Source organism: Hymenobacter roseosalivarius DSM 11622, assembly GCF_900176135.1.
Classification (GTDB): Bacteria; Bacteroidota; Bacteroidia; order Cytophagales; family Hymenobacteraceae; genus Hymenobacter; species Hymenobacter roseosalivarius.
Map to the genome: position 1 here is coordinate 206805 of NZ_FWWW01000091.1, position 15845 is coordinate 222649.

General features: G+C 59.3%; 13 protein-coding genes. 1 reads left to right on the forward strand and 12 read right to left on the reverse strand.

The features are described from left to right. Positions 1-7: 7 nt before the first annotated feature. The 5 genes from B9A24_RS17185 to B9A24_RS17205 all read right to left on the reverse strand — a co-directional run bounded on the left by B9A24_RS17185 (position 8) and on the right by B9A24_RS17205 (position 8286). Positions 8-1888: a hypothetical protein gene (locus tag B9A24_RS17185; RefSeq protein ID WP_084447246.1), complete on the reverse strand. Its 1881-nt coding sequence runs from the start codon at positions 1886-1888 to the stop codon at positions 8-10. Positions 1889-1893: 5 nt separating this feature from the next. Then, complete coding sequence (locus B9A24_RS17190; protein ID WP_084447247.1) at positions 1894-5325, reverse strand: DUF6603 domain-containing protein; 3432 nt, start codon at positions 5323-5325, stop codon at positions 1894-1896. 12 nt (positions 5326-5337) lie between these two features. Continuing rightward, positions 5338-6741, reverse strand: coding sequence for a Nal1-like putative serine protease (locus tag B9A24_RS17195; RefSeq protein ID WP_084447248.1), 1404 nt, complete (start codon positions 6739-6741; stop codon positions 5338-5340). A gap of 20 nt (positions 6742-6761) precedes the next feature. Further along, positions 6762-7112: a hypothetical protein gene (locus B9A24_RS17200; RefSeq protein ID WP_084447249.1), complete on the reverse strand. Its 351-nt coding sequence runs from the start codon at positions 7110-7112 to the stop codon at positions 6762-6764. A gap of 379 nt (positions 7113-7491) precedes the next feature. Beyond that, complete coding sequence (locus tag B9A24_RS17205) at positions 7492-8286, reverse strand: class I SAM-dependent methyltransferase (RefSeq protein ID WP_084447250.1); 795 nt, start codon at positions 8284-8286, stop codon at positions 7492-7494. 562 nt (positions 8287-8848) lie between these two features. Between B9A24_RS17205 and B9A24_RS17210 the strand changes: the two genes are divergently transcribed. Beyond that, on the forward strand, positions 8849-9088 hold the full coding sequence (locus B9A24_RS17210; RefSeq protein ID WP_084447251.1) for a GDCCVxC domain-containing (seleno)protein: 240 nt from the start codon (positions 8849-8851) through the stop codon (positions 9086-9088). A gap of 30 nt (positions 9089-9118) precedes the next feature. Here B9A24_RS17210 and B9A24_RS17215 read toward each other — a convergent pair whose 3' ends face one another. From B9A24_RS17215 to B9A24_RS17245, 7 genes are all read right to left on the reverse strand, one after another. Continuing rightward, positions 9119-13261, reverse strand: coding sequence for a DUF559 domain-containing protein (locus B9A24_RS17215; protein WP_084447252.1), 4143 nt, complete (start codon positions 13259-13261; stop codon positions 9119-9121). 39 nt (positions 13262-13300) lie between these two features. Beyond that, entirely contained in the window at positions 13301-13906 is a 606-nt protein-coding gene (locus tag B9A24_RS17220; protein WP_084447253.1) for a transposase, read from the reverse strand. Then, a complete protein-coding gene (locus B9A24_RS23275; RefSeq protein WP_084447254.1) occupies positions 13885-14007 on the reverse strand; it encodes a transposase in 123 nt (40 codons plus the stop codon). The genes B9A24_RS17220 and B9A24_RS23275 overlap by 22 nt, the downstream gene beginning before the upstream one ends. Further along, positions 14001-14201, reverse strand: a complete 201-nt coding sequence (locus tag B9A24_RS21750) for a hypothetical protein (protein WP_143435002.1) — start codon at positions 14199-14201, stop codon at positions 14001-14003. Before B9A24_RS21750 ends, B9A24_RS23275 begins: the two co-directional genes overlap by 7 nt. A gap of 125 nt (positions 14202-14326) precedes the next feature. Continuing rightward, complete coding sequence (locus B9A24_RS17235; protein WP_234997423.1) at positions 14327-15031, reverse strand: LbetaH domain-containing protein; 705 nt, start codon at positions 15029-15031, stop codon at positions 14327-14329. A gap of 35 nt (positions 15032-15066) precedes the next feature. Next, a complete protein-coding gene (locus tag B9A24_RS17240) occupies positions 15067-15279 on the reverse strand; it encodes an LbetaH domain-containing protein (protein ID WP_084447257.1) in 213 nt (70 codons plus the stop codon). Continuing rightward, the gene (locus B9A24_RS17245; RefSeq protein ID WP_143435004.1) at positions 15280-15702 is read right to left on the reverse strand and encodes an LbetaH domain-containing protein; all 423 of its coding nucleotides are present in this window, start codon (positions 15700-15702) and stop codon (positions 15280-15282) included. Positions 15703-15845 lie beyond the last annotated feature (143 nt).

Consider the following 15845-nt stretch of genomic DNA (forward strand, 5'->3'; position numbering starts at 1 on the left):
CCGCGCGCTATCCCACCGCCCACGCCGCCCCCCGAATTTGCCCCCGGCCGGGAATTGGGCGCGCATCGGCTTTGATGAAGCGCACGTCGGCTTTGGAGTTAATCACGAAATCCTTCACCGACCTGATATTCTGCACGTTAAGCACCGTGAGCTGGTCGGCCCGAAGCAGGGCGTTGGCTTCGGGACTGGCGGGCTGGGCAATGAGCGCGGTGGCGGCTTTCTCGATGCTGAATAGGAATTTCGGCGCGGCATCCTTAACCGGGAAGGGCAGCAGCTTCTGGGTGTTTACGCCCCGCACCACCACGCCTAGCTGCAACACTCCCGCCGTAACGGGGCGCGAGTTTAGGGCTACCTGCCCCCGCGGGCGCACCACCTTTTTGAAGGCATTACTCACCGTGCCACGGTCCAGGGGGCTTTTTTCAATGATTGCCTTCGCCGTAAGCGGGCTGCTGCCAGGGTTGCTGACCAGCACTTTCTGGTGCAGGGTTTTGGCCAGCAGCAGGCCCACGGAGGGGTCCAGCGGTTTAAGGTGTTTGCCGAATACGTTGAGCAGAGCCTCAGTCGAGAAGGCCAGCCGGTTCAGCTGCCGGTTGGCTTCCAGCACGCCCTCAATCTGCTGCCAGGCCGCTTCCATGTACTTCTCCTGATTGTCGCGGATCACGCGGGTGCCCAGGCCCGCCGCTGCCCGCCAGCGTGGGTCCAGGTTGAGCTCGTGCACGAAGTTGACGTTAGTCTCATTCTTTAATTCCGGGGTCAGAAAGTGCCACTGCCCGTAGATGGGCGGCGTAATAATCGGGTCGTCGGTGGGGGCGGCTTTGCGGCTTTTTTCGGGCAGATTCAGCAGCTGTACCAGCTGCTTGCGAAGGTCAGCGTCGGGGGCCGTGAAAAAGGGGGAGCGCACGGCAGCGGGGGAAATCAGCGCCCCTTCCAGCAGCATGGTTTGCCGCTCGGCGGGGATGAGGGCCGGATCGATGCTGCCCTGGGGCCGGCTGATGTCCATGGGGCGCACGCCCACGCGCGGGTCCAGCGCTTCGGGCCGGATCAGGCGCACCAGCTTCTCAAAATCCACGTCGTCGCCGGTTTTGAAGTTCCAGCGGAAGTAGTAAGGGTACAAATCGCCCCCCGGCCGGCCCGCGTAATCAGCCCAGGCCGACATGGTGGCAAATACCGGCTCGGGTTGTTCGAGCCCCAGCCCCGACAGTCGGCCCGGCTCGAAGCTCGGCACTACAAACGCCTGGTAGCTCGTGTTGGGCTTGAGCTTGCGCCCGCACAACAGCCGCGAATACGCCCGGTCGGGGTTGAGCCGGATGAGGGCATCCAGCTGGTTCATGGCCGGCCCAATATTAGTCCCAACCAGCGGATTGGTTCCACCCAGGGCTTCGTTGGCGTGTACGTGGGCCCAGGCCCAAAGCTCACTGGCGCTGGGAAAAAGCGCCGTGGGGTTGCCCTTCAGCTTAAAGCTGGGCAGGGGCTTGCTGGTGCTGATTTCCTCATACTCCCCTGCATTGCTGCCTTCTTTTTCTTCCAGCGCCACCAGCGTAATCCAGGGCCGGATGCGGGTGGTGGTGGGGCTGCTGCTGACGGGGGTGTAGCGCCAGGGAAAATCCTCGTCGTAGAACTCAATGAGGGGCAGATAGTTCGGCTCAAAGTTGGCCGTCCAGCGCTGGGGCTCCGTGCGTACCACGGCCCGCGGGTCGATGCCCACCACGTCGCCCGGCCCCACGAGTTTGATAAGCTGGGGTACGTCAAGCGTGGCACCCGTATCGGAGGCGACGCGCACGGTTACGGTGATGCTCGAGCGCTGCTTTACGGTCGTATTGTTGTCACCCTCAAGGATCTGGTTGGCGAGTCCCTGCCGCAGCCAGGGTAAAAAAGTATAGTGGCTCATGGGGGCTACAGTTCAAGGCTCGACAAAATCTGCAACTGACTGGTTAGGGCGGGGTCAGTGCCCACCAGTGCTTTCAGGTGCTGTGCGGCTTCGGCCTGGGTGGCGAAAAACGAAGTGCTACCGTGCGCCTGCAAGGAATCGACGTTGACGATGCGGAAGGCGTCATCCGTCACCGTGGCGGTTTTTTTAGGAATGCCAAAGTCCAGCTTCGAGGCCTGCGACAAAGCCGACCGGGAGGCCGCGTTGCCGGCCAGCAGGTGCGTAAACAGGCCCGCTTTTACGCCGGCCATGCGGAGCTTGCGCTCGCGCCGGAACTTGGAGTCGAACACGATCTGCTCGTAGCGAACGGTCTTGATGGCCGTTTTGTGGGTGCGCAGATCCAGCCCGCTTTGTCGCACTTCCACCCCGCCCTGCATTTTCTCGAACGAGGGCCGGGCCAGCTTTTCGCTGTTGGTCATGTCCAGGTACTGGGCCGCGGCAAAATAGTCGGTGAAGGGCGTGGTGCTAAAGGGCGTGCTAAGCGGGGCAGTGCCCGCCGTCACCGACTGAATCGTGAACCGCTGCCCGTCGCTGGGGCGTTTGGTGCCGTATTTCTGAATGTCCAGGCCGAGGGGGGTATTGCGCTGGGCAATGCGCAGGAAGCCTGCCGGGTGCAGCAGTATATCGGCCGTGTCGGCGCTGAGGTCGCGCAGCGACACCAGCAGACTGCGGTTGTCGGGCAGAATGGCCTGCCAGCTTTGCCGCGCTTTGAAAGCCGTTTCCAGCTCTCTGAGCACCTCCACCGTGGGGAGCGGATCGTTAGGCCGGTCGCCCCACTCCACGTCGAAGTTCGCTTTTACTTTCACGAACAGCACGCGGAACGAGGCGCTGCCGGAAACGTGCCACGGGGCCGGCCCCGACAGATGCGCTTCCAGATGCACGGCGAACAGCTCCTCCTGGCCCAATCGAACCGCCAGCATCGCCTCAAAGTCGATCATGAACTTGAAGGGGCTGAACTGCAGCAGCGCATCATAGGCCAGGAAGCCGTAGACGTTGAACTTCCAGGCTGCCGCGTACAGCTCTACCCGCGAGCCCACCTGCACCGTGTTGGATGTGACGGCGAAGTAGCTTTCCAGCCGAAGGCGGGGGTTGTCTTCGGCCAGCAGATTAATGGTAATCCGGCGCATGGTGGCCAGATCGGCGGGGGGCTGAAAGGCCGGGTGGAAACCGCCAACCGACAGAATGAAGCCCGGATTTGCCCCCCAGTTGAGGCGCGCGGCCATATCGCCGGTGAGCGTGAAGGTCAGCAGCCGCGAGTCATAAAGCGTGGCGTCGAAGCTGAGTAAGCCTTTGTCGAAGTCGAGGATTCCCAGAAAGTTGACCTGGAGGCGCAACAGGGGCAGTTCTTCGCGGGGCAGCAAGGTTTTAAGCACCCCCAGAATGGCAATCCGGATGGGGTTGGGCACTTCAATCACCAATCCCAGCTCAATACTGATGAGCGTAGGCGTGCCCCAGCCGATGATGAACATGGGACCGAAGGCAAACCGGCCCTGCTGAATAGGGAAGAAGCGCTCCAGGTCGCTGACGATGCGGTTGATGTTGGCCACGATGTCCACTGGGAACAGCACGCTTTTGATGGCATTCGTGCGTACGCCCTCGCGCATGGCTTCCAGCTGCATGGTCCGATTGAGGGCCAGCAAACCGCCTACGCCGTTGAGCGTGAAGCCAAAGGAGAGCTGCAGGGGCGCAAACTCCGCCGTAATGATGATCAGCAGAGAAAAGCCTTTGGAGCCGTCGGGGTTTTTGGTGGCGATGATGCCAATGGCTTTCAGGGTCAGGAAACCCTGGAAGGTGAGTTCGAGCGCGCCCACGTAGCGGCCCCGCTCCGCGTCGATGCCCAGGAAGCCGCCGCCTTTGAAGCCGCCCGCGTCGAGCGACAGGCCCACGCCTTTGGGGGGGCGAAATCCGAGGCTGAAATCCAGCAAACCGACGTTGCCGTCGCGGTTGGGCTTGAATTTCAGAAAGGCATTGACGCCCATTTCCTCCACTACCGCCTTAATGGGCCCCAGTTCCGCTTTAATGTTGGCCCCAATGCCCACCGGCACCCGGTTCCCATCCAGCCCGACAGTCAGAATGAGGGCCTGCAGCTCCACGGGGCCCAGCTGAATGTGCAGGGGCAACAGGATTTGGAGGGAAGTGCTGCCGCGGAAATACAGGCCATTGCGGGTATTAAAGCCCACGGTCAGTCCAAAATCCGATTCAAAGCGGCCGGCACCGCCCAGCAGGTTGCTCAGAAACCCATCGGCGCCGCCGAGGTCGATAACCACTTTGCCGTTTTTGACCTCGGCTTCCAGCCCAAACATGCCCTCCGAGTTAGCCCCGTTGACCACAAAGTCGACCCCGGTTTTGGCCACCAATTGCTGTACCGTGAGGCGCGAACCGCCGGGCGCACCCAGAATGACATAGGGTGTATCATCCAGCCCCGCCGTGAGCTTTACTTCCGTCCGACCGGCCAGCGCGGCGCCGGGGGGCTTAAATTTCAGATTGCCGTTTGGCTGAACAACTAACGTGGTAGCGGCTTTCAGCTCCCCATTAAACGAGACTTCTACCTTAAAGTCGTCCTGGACGAAGGGGCGCGCTTTATCTACTTTTATCTCATCACTTAGCTTGATGAGAATGCCTTTGGGGTTCTCATCAAGCTTGGGCGAAACCTCAAAAACAGCCAAATCCAGCACGGGCGGATTGACCCCCTGATCGAAGACGGCAGGGATGCCCGCCGAGGCCAGCATTTTCTGAGTCTTGGTCAGCAGCGCCACTCCGTTGAAGCCGGGGTCACCCCATTGGTAAAGCGCGTTCAGGTGCGCCCCCGGACCTTTCAGGAAGTTGAGCAGCTGATCGACGCGAAGCTTGCGCTCCGTGAACGGCGGCCGGGCTGGGTCCAAGGAGCCGACGTTGCGTGGGGTGCGCTCCAGGGCCCCGATAAAGTCAAGGGCTTCGGCCGCGCCCTTGATGCCTTCCAGATTGCGGATGATAATGTAGTCGAGCAGGCGCGTCGGTAGCTCATTGGCGAAGGTACTCAGGTCGGCGGCCGACACGCCGGCAAACGGCCCGAAGGCCCGCACTTGATTCGCTAAATCAGCGAACCCGCCTATTGCGCCCTTGATTTTGCCAAACAGCTCCGTGCCCTTGCTAATGGTGGTGCCAATGTTTTCGGCCCCGATAGCGGCAACAAGCTCGCCTACCAGCGGCAGTAGCTCGCGCAGATTGGTAGCCGAGGTTTGCAGCGCATTTATGAAGCCGGGAGCCGCTTCGAGGGCCGGGGGAAACTGCAGACCTAGCTCTGCTAACAGCAGCCGGGCTTCGCCGGCTTCCATTCGCTCCTCCAGCGGAGCCAGCAGACGGGCCAGCGAGATGGCAATACGCTCCAGGGTTCCATTAGCGGGGGCAGGAACGGGCATAGCAGTAAGGCGTTAGGAATGAACGGCGACCGGGGGGCAAATTTCCTGGCCCTGGGCTGGCAGTGGGCGGCTGCGACCCGTCAGGTGTCGCAGAATCTCGTCCACCGTATCGTGCTGATCGGCGGCTTCCAGTACGGCCAGGGCGTGGCGACTGATGGCCGTGCGCAGGCGGGCGCTGCCGTGCTCTTCCAGCGTAGCGGCCATGCTCATCAGCAGGCGCTGCACGGATACGCCCTCGATTTGGCGCGGAATGCAGTACGCCGGCTCTTTCAGGCTTCGAAACAGAGCCGCCAGAAAGGTTGGTCCCTGGTGTCGCTGCCACGCTACGCCCACCGCCCGCTGCTTTTGCAGAAGCTGCATTACCTCAAACCGAAACTCCAGCACCACGTTCAGCACGGCCCGCCCGCGTTCGGTTTGGCGGAGTGTGCGCTGCACCCGCCGCAGCAGGATTTCGCGCTCGGTGGGAAGAGGAGCGGGCGCGGCCGTATCCCGAACAAAATCGATGTCGGCGACCCCGGCGGGAATAGTGATGCCCATCGCCGCCAGTACATCCCCGATGTTGTTGGCCACGCCATTGCCGGTATTGCCGCCCCACAGCAGGGCCACTACCTGGTTGCTGGCATTCACGATGACGGAGCCCGAATCGCCGTTGTTGGAAAACTTATCCACCCCGGCCACGGGTGTTATCCGCACCTGATTGGTGAAGCTACTGCCGGCCGTTGAGTTGGCGGGCGAGTTGATATCCGTAACGGTGCCCGTAGTCAGGCCCGTGGTGCGGCCCACTTTGCGCACGGTTTCGCCAATTATGGCGGCGGCCGTGCCGGCAATGACCCCAATCTGGTTGATTTCTTGAACTGAGCCAATACTACTGTTCACGGTGGCAATAGCGGCATCTACTAAGCCGCCGACCTGGCCGGCCTCAATGGTGCCGACTTCCCCGCAGGTACAGCAGCACGACTCGGAAAAGTCGGGCTGGCCCAGCTTGTCCCCCACGCCTTTGCCCTGGGCAAACATGACGTGGTGGTTGCTCAGCACCACAGTAGCATTGTCGGAGGTGCGCTTGGCCACGCAGCCTAGGGTGCCCAACGCCCCCGACCCGTTGCCCGCCTGAACGCCGCCTTTCAGCGGGCGGTATTCCGCCTCATCCACGTAGGGGGTGGTTTCGTCCATCTCAATGACGTCGGTCTTGATGCCCAGCACTTCCGGCGGAATCTGTTGGTCGGGGGGCAAATCTGCGGTTGACTTCTTGCGCGTCACATACACGCGGAAGGAAGCCTCGTCGGTGAGCGTATTGTTCGTCTCCTTCAACCCCATCCCGACACCTACCACGCCGGGGAATTTCAGTAGTATTTTTTCGGCCCGCTTATGCAGTTTTTTTAGCTGCTCCGTCCGGGCAATCATCTCGTCGCGTGTCATAAAGAGAGGAGTTTGACGACTTAACAACTGTTACTCAGCTTCACGTAATCTTTTCCAAACAGCATACTAAAGGTGCGTTTGGAGCCATTGCGGTGGCGTACGGTCAGGTCCAGGCCGGGCGGTTCGGTCGTGACGACATCCGTGGCAATACCTACCTGCTCGATGCAGGGCTGCTTTTCCAGCCATTCGGCAATAGCGCGGGCGTTGGCGGGGAGCGGGAGCTGTGGGTCGAGGGAACGGGCGAAGGAGTCTACCGTCCGGTCGAGGGCTCGGGTTGATTGGGCGGCGTTGGCGGCAGTGGGCCAGGTGTCACAAACGCCGGCACCCGCGTTTTTAGACTTGGTGCACGAGAGACAGATAAACGCGAGCAAAACACTATGGAACACAACAGGTCGCATAGAATCAGGCCGGAGGAAGCGAAGCAGAATACACCCGTGCGGGGCACGGAAGCCGATAGTCAGAATTACTCCCTGCTAGGATAAGAGGGCGGCTGGGGTCTTGCTAGTAAATTGGGTAGCAGATATTAATCAAAATATATTATTATATATTCAAACTTTAAAAAATTATTTGTTTTATCCTTTAAACCTGGCTTAAGCCCCGCGGCTGTATTTTGGGTAAGTCAGGGGTTGCAACACTTTTATCCCAGGAGGTCACATTCAATCCAGGTAGCTTAACATGTATACGTACCACTAAATCAAAAAAGCCCCCCAACGGATTGGGGGGCTTTTCTAGGGAGAAATATAACCAGCTTTACTCGGCTTTTTTACAAACGATAAAGTTGGAGAGACCAGGAATTGTGATTCCGAGCTTCTTGATCAGATACGTGATTTTAAAATCCAGTAATAACACGCCTTTTATCAGGTTGTCTTTCACGGGGTTTTCCTCCCAAGCACCGATGCCTTTGGCCGAGTCGGGCTTGGTTTTCTTTTCCAGGAGCACCTGAATAAAGCGCGGCAACAACAGGGACGAAAAGAAATAGCCTTTCTCCACCACGCGCAGGTTCGACTTCGTGACGGCTTGTTGCAGGCTGTCGTTGGTATAGCGGCGGTAGTGTTTCAGGAACACATCGTGCGCGCAGAACAGCGACTGAAAAGCGGGTACGGTGATGAAAAACCGGGTATCGGCGGTAATACAGGGGCTCGACTGCAGGTAGCGCAGAAAGGATACATCGTCGCTGATGTGCTCGATTACGTCCAGCAGCAGCACTACATCGGCCGGGGCGGGCAGGCTCGCGGCGGCACTATCGAGCGACTGAAACACGCGAATTGGAATATTGGCTTTGGTAAAACGGGCACTATATTCTTCCAGCATTTCCTCGGTAAAGGCCGTATCGACGGCTACAAAGCTGGTGAGGGGAAGCTTTTTAGATAGCTGTTCAATTAGATAAGTGTCGCCGCAGCCGACGTCCAGAATCGTTATTTTCTGGGTCGTAATAGTGGGAATATGTTCTTTTAATAACTGCACAACGACCTCGATGCGGGCCAGCTCCCAGGGGTGGCGGCCAGTTACCTGGTAGTCGGTTAATTGTGCTTCGGTTAAATCCATTGGTGACGCAGGTTTCCTGATTGAGCTGGCGGTAAAAGGCCCGCAAGATAGGAAATAGGCAAAGAACACGATTCCCCAAATCCGTTCTGGAAGCGCCGGGCTACGCCTTCGCGGGCGGGCTCGCGCTGTACCGCGAGACCCTGACAGACTTCCTGCCTTCTGGGGAGAAGGTGGCTTGAAAGGAGATTAGAACTTTGCGTAACTTTACCTAAATCCCTGCATTACATGAGTCCAAAGCATCTGGACCGCATAGGCACCGTCGGGGTCCTGCTTTTCGGGCTGGGCCTGACGGCGCTAGGATACGGGTCTTTTGAGTTGTTTGGCGGCTGGACCATGTAGCGTGTTTCAGGTTTTAGTCTTGCTGGCGCTGGCGGGCACTGCTATTTCCTATCGACGAACCCGTAATGGGTTTTCGTTACTCATCAGTCTGCTTAGCGCCGGATTTATTTTCTATGCTTACTAAATCGATGATTCAGAAGGCTGGGCTACGGGGCTCAACACTGGTATGGGTGGCTTACTGCTCTCGACGGGCATCAACTTTTATCTTAACAAACGATACAATATGACCTGCACGACCCGTAACCTGCCCAACGAAAAGTCGGTGAAATTGCACTCCCAGATTACCTGCCCAGCCTGCGCGCATCAGAAAGTAGAGGTTATGCCCACTGATGCCTGCCAGTGGTTTTACGAGTGTGAAGGCTGCCACACCGTGCTCAAGCCCAAGGCCGGGGATTGTTGCGTGTATTGCAGCTATGGCACAATACCGTGCCCACCTATTCAGTCAGGTCAGGCGTGCTGCTAAAGGGTATTGAGCAGTTTGAGAAGCTGCTGTTTAAAATACAGTCGCCTCTTCTGTGTCGAAGTAATAAAGAACATGCTGAATATCAGAGTAGCCTAATTGCCGAAAAAGCCCCCCATACTGCTGGAGCAGGCGGCGGTGTTGGGGTTCGGGTGGGGGAATGCGAAAATCAAGCAATGTGACACGGCCGGGTGCCGGGCCAACTATCGGCTCAAACACGATGCGGTCGGGCTTGTAGTCCTGGCGCGGCACGCCCCCGACCAGAATCTCGCGCTCCGTCTCGGCCGATACTTCGCGGCTGAAGTAGTGGGCGAGCTGTGGGTTCTGCACGGTACGGTGGAGCAACTCCAGCAGGGTGTCGCGCTCCTTAGTGCTCACCAGGCCTTCGGCCACGAGGTGAGCAGCCACGCGCTCCACGTCAGAAGCCAGAATGGTACGGCGCAGGGCGTAATGGAGCTTGCGGCTCCACTCGCGCTGCACCTGCTGGTCGTCAAAATCAAAGACCGTGTTGGCATGGCGACGCAGGCGCAGGCGTTCTTCCCAGGGCGTGCTGGTGAGGTTGGTGAGGGGATAGTTTTTGGTTTGTAATTTTTGGGTTTTGGTTGCGGGGACGGTGTTTTCGGCATCGGCGAGGACGTAGGCCATCTGCTCGTCGTTCCAGCGGGTGGTGCTGAGCAGGTAGCGGTGCAGCAGTTCGGCCACGGTCTTTGCCTGGTCGGTGGGGGGCATTTCCGGCGCGGCGGCGTGGGCGGAAGGGCTGCTTTTAGTGGCTTTAGGTCGGCGAGAAATTGCGTAGAGGCGATGGCGCGGGCGGGTAAAGGCCACGTACAACATATTAAGGCCTTCGAGAAAGGTCTTTTCCAGCTCCTCGGTGTACTGCTGAGCCAGCGGCGTGCGCGTCAGGGCTTGCGTTTGGCTGACAACCGCTATGGGGGGCATTTCCGGCACCGGCTTTTCCTCCTCGCTCAATCGGCCCCAAAGTAGGGTGTTGCGGTGGGGCGTCAGGCTCCAGTCGGCGAAGGGCACGATGACCACGCCATAGGCTAAGCCCTTGGCTTTGTGAACGGTGGTGATAGTGATGGCGTCGCGGCCGGCGGGGGCGTTGATGCTCAACGCGCTTTTTTTCTGCTGCCAGTAAGCCAGGAAGTTATTCAGGTTGTTGCCGAAGCGCAGACTAAATTCCAGAGTCAGGTCGAGAAAACGGAACAAGTACTCGCTTTCGGCGTTGCGGCCCAGCAGCCCGAACATACCAATGAGGCGCTCGGTGAGCTCATACAGGCCCAGATTGCCGGTTTCGCGCTCCCGCACGTCGTAGCCCAGGGCGCGCAGCTCGTCGAAGAAGGGGAGGGCTTTCTCATCGTTGGCCAGCTCGGCGATATGGCGGGCGCGGGCCGGTGTGGGGGGCAAATGCCGCACAACTTTATCCACCAGCAGCAAAGCTTCCGCCCGCGCCAGCGTATCGGCCGGCTGGTTCAGCACCCGAAACACGGCCACCAGCAGATTCACCACTTCCGCGAATTCCAGGGAAAGCGAATCGGCCGAGATAATGGCGTACCCGCGCTCCTTCAGAAACTTGGCCACCCGTCGGCTGCTGTCGCGGCGGCGGCAGAGCACGGCAATATCCTGAAGGCGAAACCCATCGGCCAGGGCTTGCTCTACGAGCTGTAGGGTGAGGTAGAGGGTGCTTTCCTCGTAATCGAGCAGGTGTGTGAGGGGCAGGCCGGGTAGGGGTTCGTCAGAGTAGGTGCCGGTGGCGGGCGAGTAGCGGCGGGCGGGGGCAGCGTCTTCGGTGAAGAGCAGCTCGACGTGGCCCAACGAAGCCTCACCCCCCCGGCCCCCCTCTCCTGCGGAGAGGGGGGAGCCTGACGACTGCTGCTGAGTTGAATCCTTGGCTTGCGCTGGCTCAAACACACTATTACTTGTCATTGTGATTGCATTGGCAACCACGTGCGGCAGCAGACCGGCTAAAGCTTCCTGAATAAGGCTTAGAACCGTCGGTAAGTCATTTATAACTTCCTCGTTAGGGAATCGAAGGACTCGATAGCCTAATTGATTTAACTCGTAGGTGCGGCCTGTATCATACTCAGCCTGAGTTACTTCGGTGTGAACGTCGCCATCCACTTCTACTACCAGCATTTTGGCAATACACACAAAATCTACGATGAAGGAGTTGATAACGTGCTGCCGCCGAAACTTCTCGCCTAGCTTTTGATTACGCAACGCCTGCCAAAGCACGTTTTCGGCCTCCGTCGGATTAGACCGCATCTCTCTAGAAAAAGCCGCCGTCTTTTCCCAGTTCTTGAAGTCAGCAGTCAGCACATACTCACCAACCGCCCCTTCACCACTGTTGCGGGTAGTACCAATAGTAGTTTCAGCACCAGTACCAGTACCAGCACCAGCATCAATTACAGCATCAATGTCATCCCGATCCTGAACATCGTCAGAAGTAACCCCAGCCGAACCATGAGAAGAACCCGTTGCAGTCGTCAGTCTCCCCCCTCTCCGCGGGAGAGGGGGGCAGGGGGGGTGGGGCAATCGTTGGGGAGCCACCTGCCCAAACTCCGCATCATAAATGCCCCCCACTAGCGGCAGCCCCGCATGCCCCTTACTCACAAACTCAAAAAACGAGTTATTAAACTCAATAATCCCCGCCTCCGACCGATAATTCACGTTCAGATTCTGTGGCTCCAACGCCTGATCCAGCGTAAAATACCGATCCTCCAATAACCCGCGCAGCTCGTCATCAGCCACGCGGCCGTACAGATACTCCGTCTCTTTCTTGTGCAGGCGCAGAATCTGCTCCATCTCGCCGCCCCGCCAGCGGTAGATGGCCTGCTTGGCGTCGCCCACGGCCAGACTCAGATTGCCCCCCGACACCGCATTCTCGACCAGCGGCAGTAGGTTGTTCCACTGCAGCACCGATGTGTCCTGAAACTCATCAATCAGCAGATGCAGGTACCGCTCGCCCAGGCGCTCGTAGAGAAACGGCACCGGCTCGCGCAGCACGATGCTGGCAATGCGGCGGTTGAATTCGGCTATGAGCACCACGCCTCGCTCGCGGCTGAGCTGATCCACGGCCTTGCTTAGCTCGCTCAGCAGCGACACGTGAAACAGGTAGGGCATCATGCCGCTCACCAAAATATAGTCGGGCAGGAGGGTGGCGCGCAGGGTTTCCAGCTCCACGAAGGCATCCGTCAGGTCCGACTTTACGGCGTCGACGCGCTGCTTGTCGGCGGCGGTTTTTACTTTGCCGCTGTACCATTTGTCCTGCTCCAGGGTGGCGCGCACGTAGCTGTTGGCCTCCTTATCGGGCTGCAGGCGCTCGTCCCATTTCGTGAAGTAGCCGATGACGCCATTCTTGCCCTGGTATAAGTCGGCGTCGGTTACGCCGGCCGCGTCGAGGGTGACGAGGGCTCGGGTTGCCACGGCTTGCACTTGCTGCTCAATGGCTTCCTTGCGCTGACGCAGGTTCTCGTGGAGGCGGCGGTAATCCTGGAGCGACATCTTCTGGAGCTGCTCCACGGCCTCGTGCACGGGCTCGGAGAGCAGGAAGCGGCCAAACTGTACCAGCTCGTCGGGCAGGGTGTTCCAGCTGCGGCCTTCCTCGGCCTTGCTCAGTGCGTAGTCGGCCAGGGAGCGGGAGAGCAGGGCCGCGTTGGGGTCACGGTTTACTTTGTCGAGGAGCAGGGCCACGGCGCTTTGCAGCACCGCGTCGCCGTCCAGCTCCACCTCAAAGGTGGCGGGCAGGCCCAGCTCCCGCGTGAAGGCCTGCACAATGCGCTGCACAAACGAGTCGATGGTGCTGACAGCAAAATCAGCGTAGTGGTACAGCACCAGTCGAAACGTGGCCGCCGCCCGCCGCCGCAGCTCCTGTTCTTGCTCCTGGGGCGTACCGGCGAGGCGCGAAAACTGCCCCTCGGCTGCCAGCTCCGCCGCAATGTCGCGCAGCAGCGCATCTTCCTGATTCTCTGCTGTGGGGTAGGCAAACCGCCGCAACGCCCCAATAATGCGCTCTTTCATCTCCCCGGCCGCGTCGTTAGTAAACGTAATAGCCAGAATGCTCTTGAAGTACGCCGGATCATCGGACCCCAGCGCCAGCTTCAGGTATTCCTTGGTCAGCTGATAGGTTTTGCCGGAGCCGGCAGACGAGGAATAGATGCGGAAGGTGGCGGGCATTTGGGGGAGGATCAGAGGGCAGTTTTGCGAAAGTAAGGTTTAAGCGATAGTAAGAAGCTGTTTGAGGTAGCAGAATTTAAGCACTCTTCGGATGTTTGCTAGGGCAATCCACGCGTTGGCGTGGTGCAAGCCTCGGTCGTATTCCTTTGATAATCTACGGTTAGCGCTGAGCCAGGCAAAGGTGCGCTCGACAATCCAGCGCCAGGCATGGATGCAACAGTTCGTTTTTTCCACCAGCACATGGGTCGGTTTCTCGACCCGGATGCCGTAGTGCTGGGCCAGGTGCTCGCGAAAGACGTCGTTAAACGAGTTGTCGACGAAAATGACTTGTACTTGCCCCAACAGCTCCCGCACAGCCGCCACTTCGTCCCAGAAGGCAATGGCCGCCGGCCCGTCGACCGTATCAGCCGGCAATACGCGGCTGGCCAGCACGTGGCCCAGCGTATCGGTTAGGACCCGGCGTTTGCGCCCCTTGACCAGCTTGCCCGCGTCGAAGCCCACGGTCGTCCCGGTGGCCGTGGCCGCGTTCTTCACGCTTTGCGTGTCGAGGATGACGACGCTGGGCCAGGCTTTTTTTCGGCCTGTTCCCGGCTGCTCACGTTCAAACAAGTACTGACCCGCTGTCAGGTGCCATCGGCTTCCCATTTGGCAAAATACCAGTAGACCGTGCCCCAGGGCGGTAAATTACCCGGCAAATCCCGCCACACGCACCCATTTTTAAGCACGTACAAAATGGCATTCACCATGTCCACCAGCGGCCGGGCAGGCGACGCAGCCGGGGCGAGGTGCCTTCGTCCGTCATTACTTGCAGCTCGTAGGCCTGGGCGCCGGGGTAAGTATTCCAGCAAAGCTGCCAATGGGTAGACCAGGAAATTTGCCCCCCAGGCATGGGTTTTACCTCATCGTGCAGGGTGGTAACTAAGCCGGAAACGGGTAGCAAGGCGGGCGTCTCAAGCCGTGTTGACGACGCTTGCTGGCATCCAGCCAACGCCAACAAACACAAAACGCCCAACACCTGGCGCCCATCAGGACGCCAGGTGTTTTTGATGGGAAATACGTAACTGCTTACCACTCCACGGGTCCGAAAAGGGCATTATTGACATAGATTACCTTATCCGGAATCGTAGTGCCCGGCGCCACGTCGGTGTTCATAATGGCGCTTTTGCGGCCTATGACAGCGCCCCGCCCAATTTTGGAGCGAAACACCACGGCCTGACTTCTCAGCCACACGTTGTCTTCCAAAATGGTGGGCTCGTTGTCGCCGCCACCCTCCAAGGGCCGACGGCCGCCGCCGTGCACAATCACCCGCTCGTCGTAACGGATGTTGTTGCCGGCTACGACGGGCGTTTCTTCCAGCGCATGAAAAATAACATTGTTGCCCATGCTGGTGATGGTGCCGATGGTAAACGGCTCGCCCTCATCGGCGCGCAAGGAAATTTCCTGGCCCTGCACCCGCCGCAGCTGAGCCGCGGTATTCGTCAGGCGCACTTTTCCGATAATACGGTTGGGGAAGCCCGGCAGGCGGGTGGGCACACCGGCTAGCTCGGGCAGGTCGCGGTCGGGGTTGAAGGACGTGTTGCCGGGGTCGAGGCTGATGCCCCGCACGTTAGAAGGATTGTCGCGAAACAGGCGGGTGTACTCACGGGCAAAAGCCTCGTTGACTTCAATAACCGCCTCATTGAAAGCGACATCGGCCTCCGTAATCCTGCGCACTTTGCCCAGGCTTAGGTCATCGGCTTCGGCTTGGGTGGTGATGTTCTTGCCGGGCATGGTCATGTAGCCGCTGCGCAAACGCACGCCGGGCCCTACCCGCGAGAGGGCGGAGAGGCCGGTATTTTTTCCAGAATAGCCCCATCGACTTCGCTGCCGAAGCTCAGGAATACCTCATGGTCGGAGTCGGGGTAGGAGGGAATGGTGGTGCCTTCTAGGCCGATGCGGGCGGGGCCCTTCACCATGGAGCCGTGGGCTAAGATGACGCGCTTGCCGATTTCTACCCCCTCAATTCCCAGCGCCTCCACTTAACGCTGGCTTGCCGCGTCGCGCGGAGCCTCGGCCATCACCGTGACATTGTCCTGGAGGTTGGTTCCTTCCTCAATCCTAACCTCTCCCCGTTCGCCCTTGCCGCCGCTGGCGAGCAGGCGGGCAAAGGGGCCAATGTACACGTGGGGCCCAATGAGAATGGCTTCGTCGCCGGTGATGGTGGCAGTAGGGTCAATAAAGCTGGCTGATTCGGCCGGGGCCGTGGCGGGCAGCACGGGCCGATTGCGTTGGGTAGGATGCGCACCGCCCTCATTTGGCTCAAAGCCAATACCACCGCCTTCCTCAGCGCAGGAGTTCAGACTAAGTAGGCCAACGGTAGCAAGCAATACGGTCGCAAAGCGGCGCCTACCGCCGCTTATTGTAGGAGTGGCGGCCACAGGCCGTGGAGTAGAGAAGCTCATGGGTTTGGTGTAAGGTGGAAAGAGATGAGAACCAGGGCACTGCGCATTACCCAAGTCAGCTAGACGCTCGTTCTTGCTTCCCCTTACAGCCGACACCAAGTATTTTTCCAGCGCCCCGGCCAACCGTGCAAACAGCTGCGGGG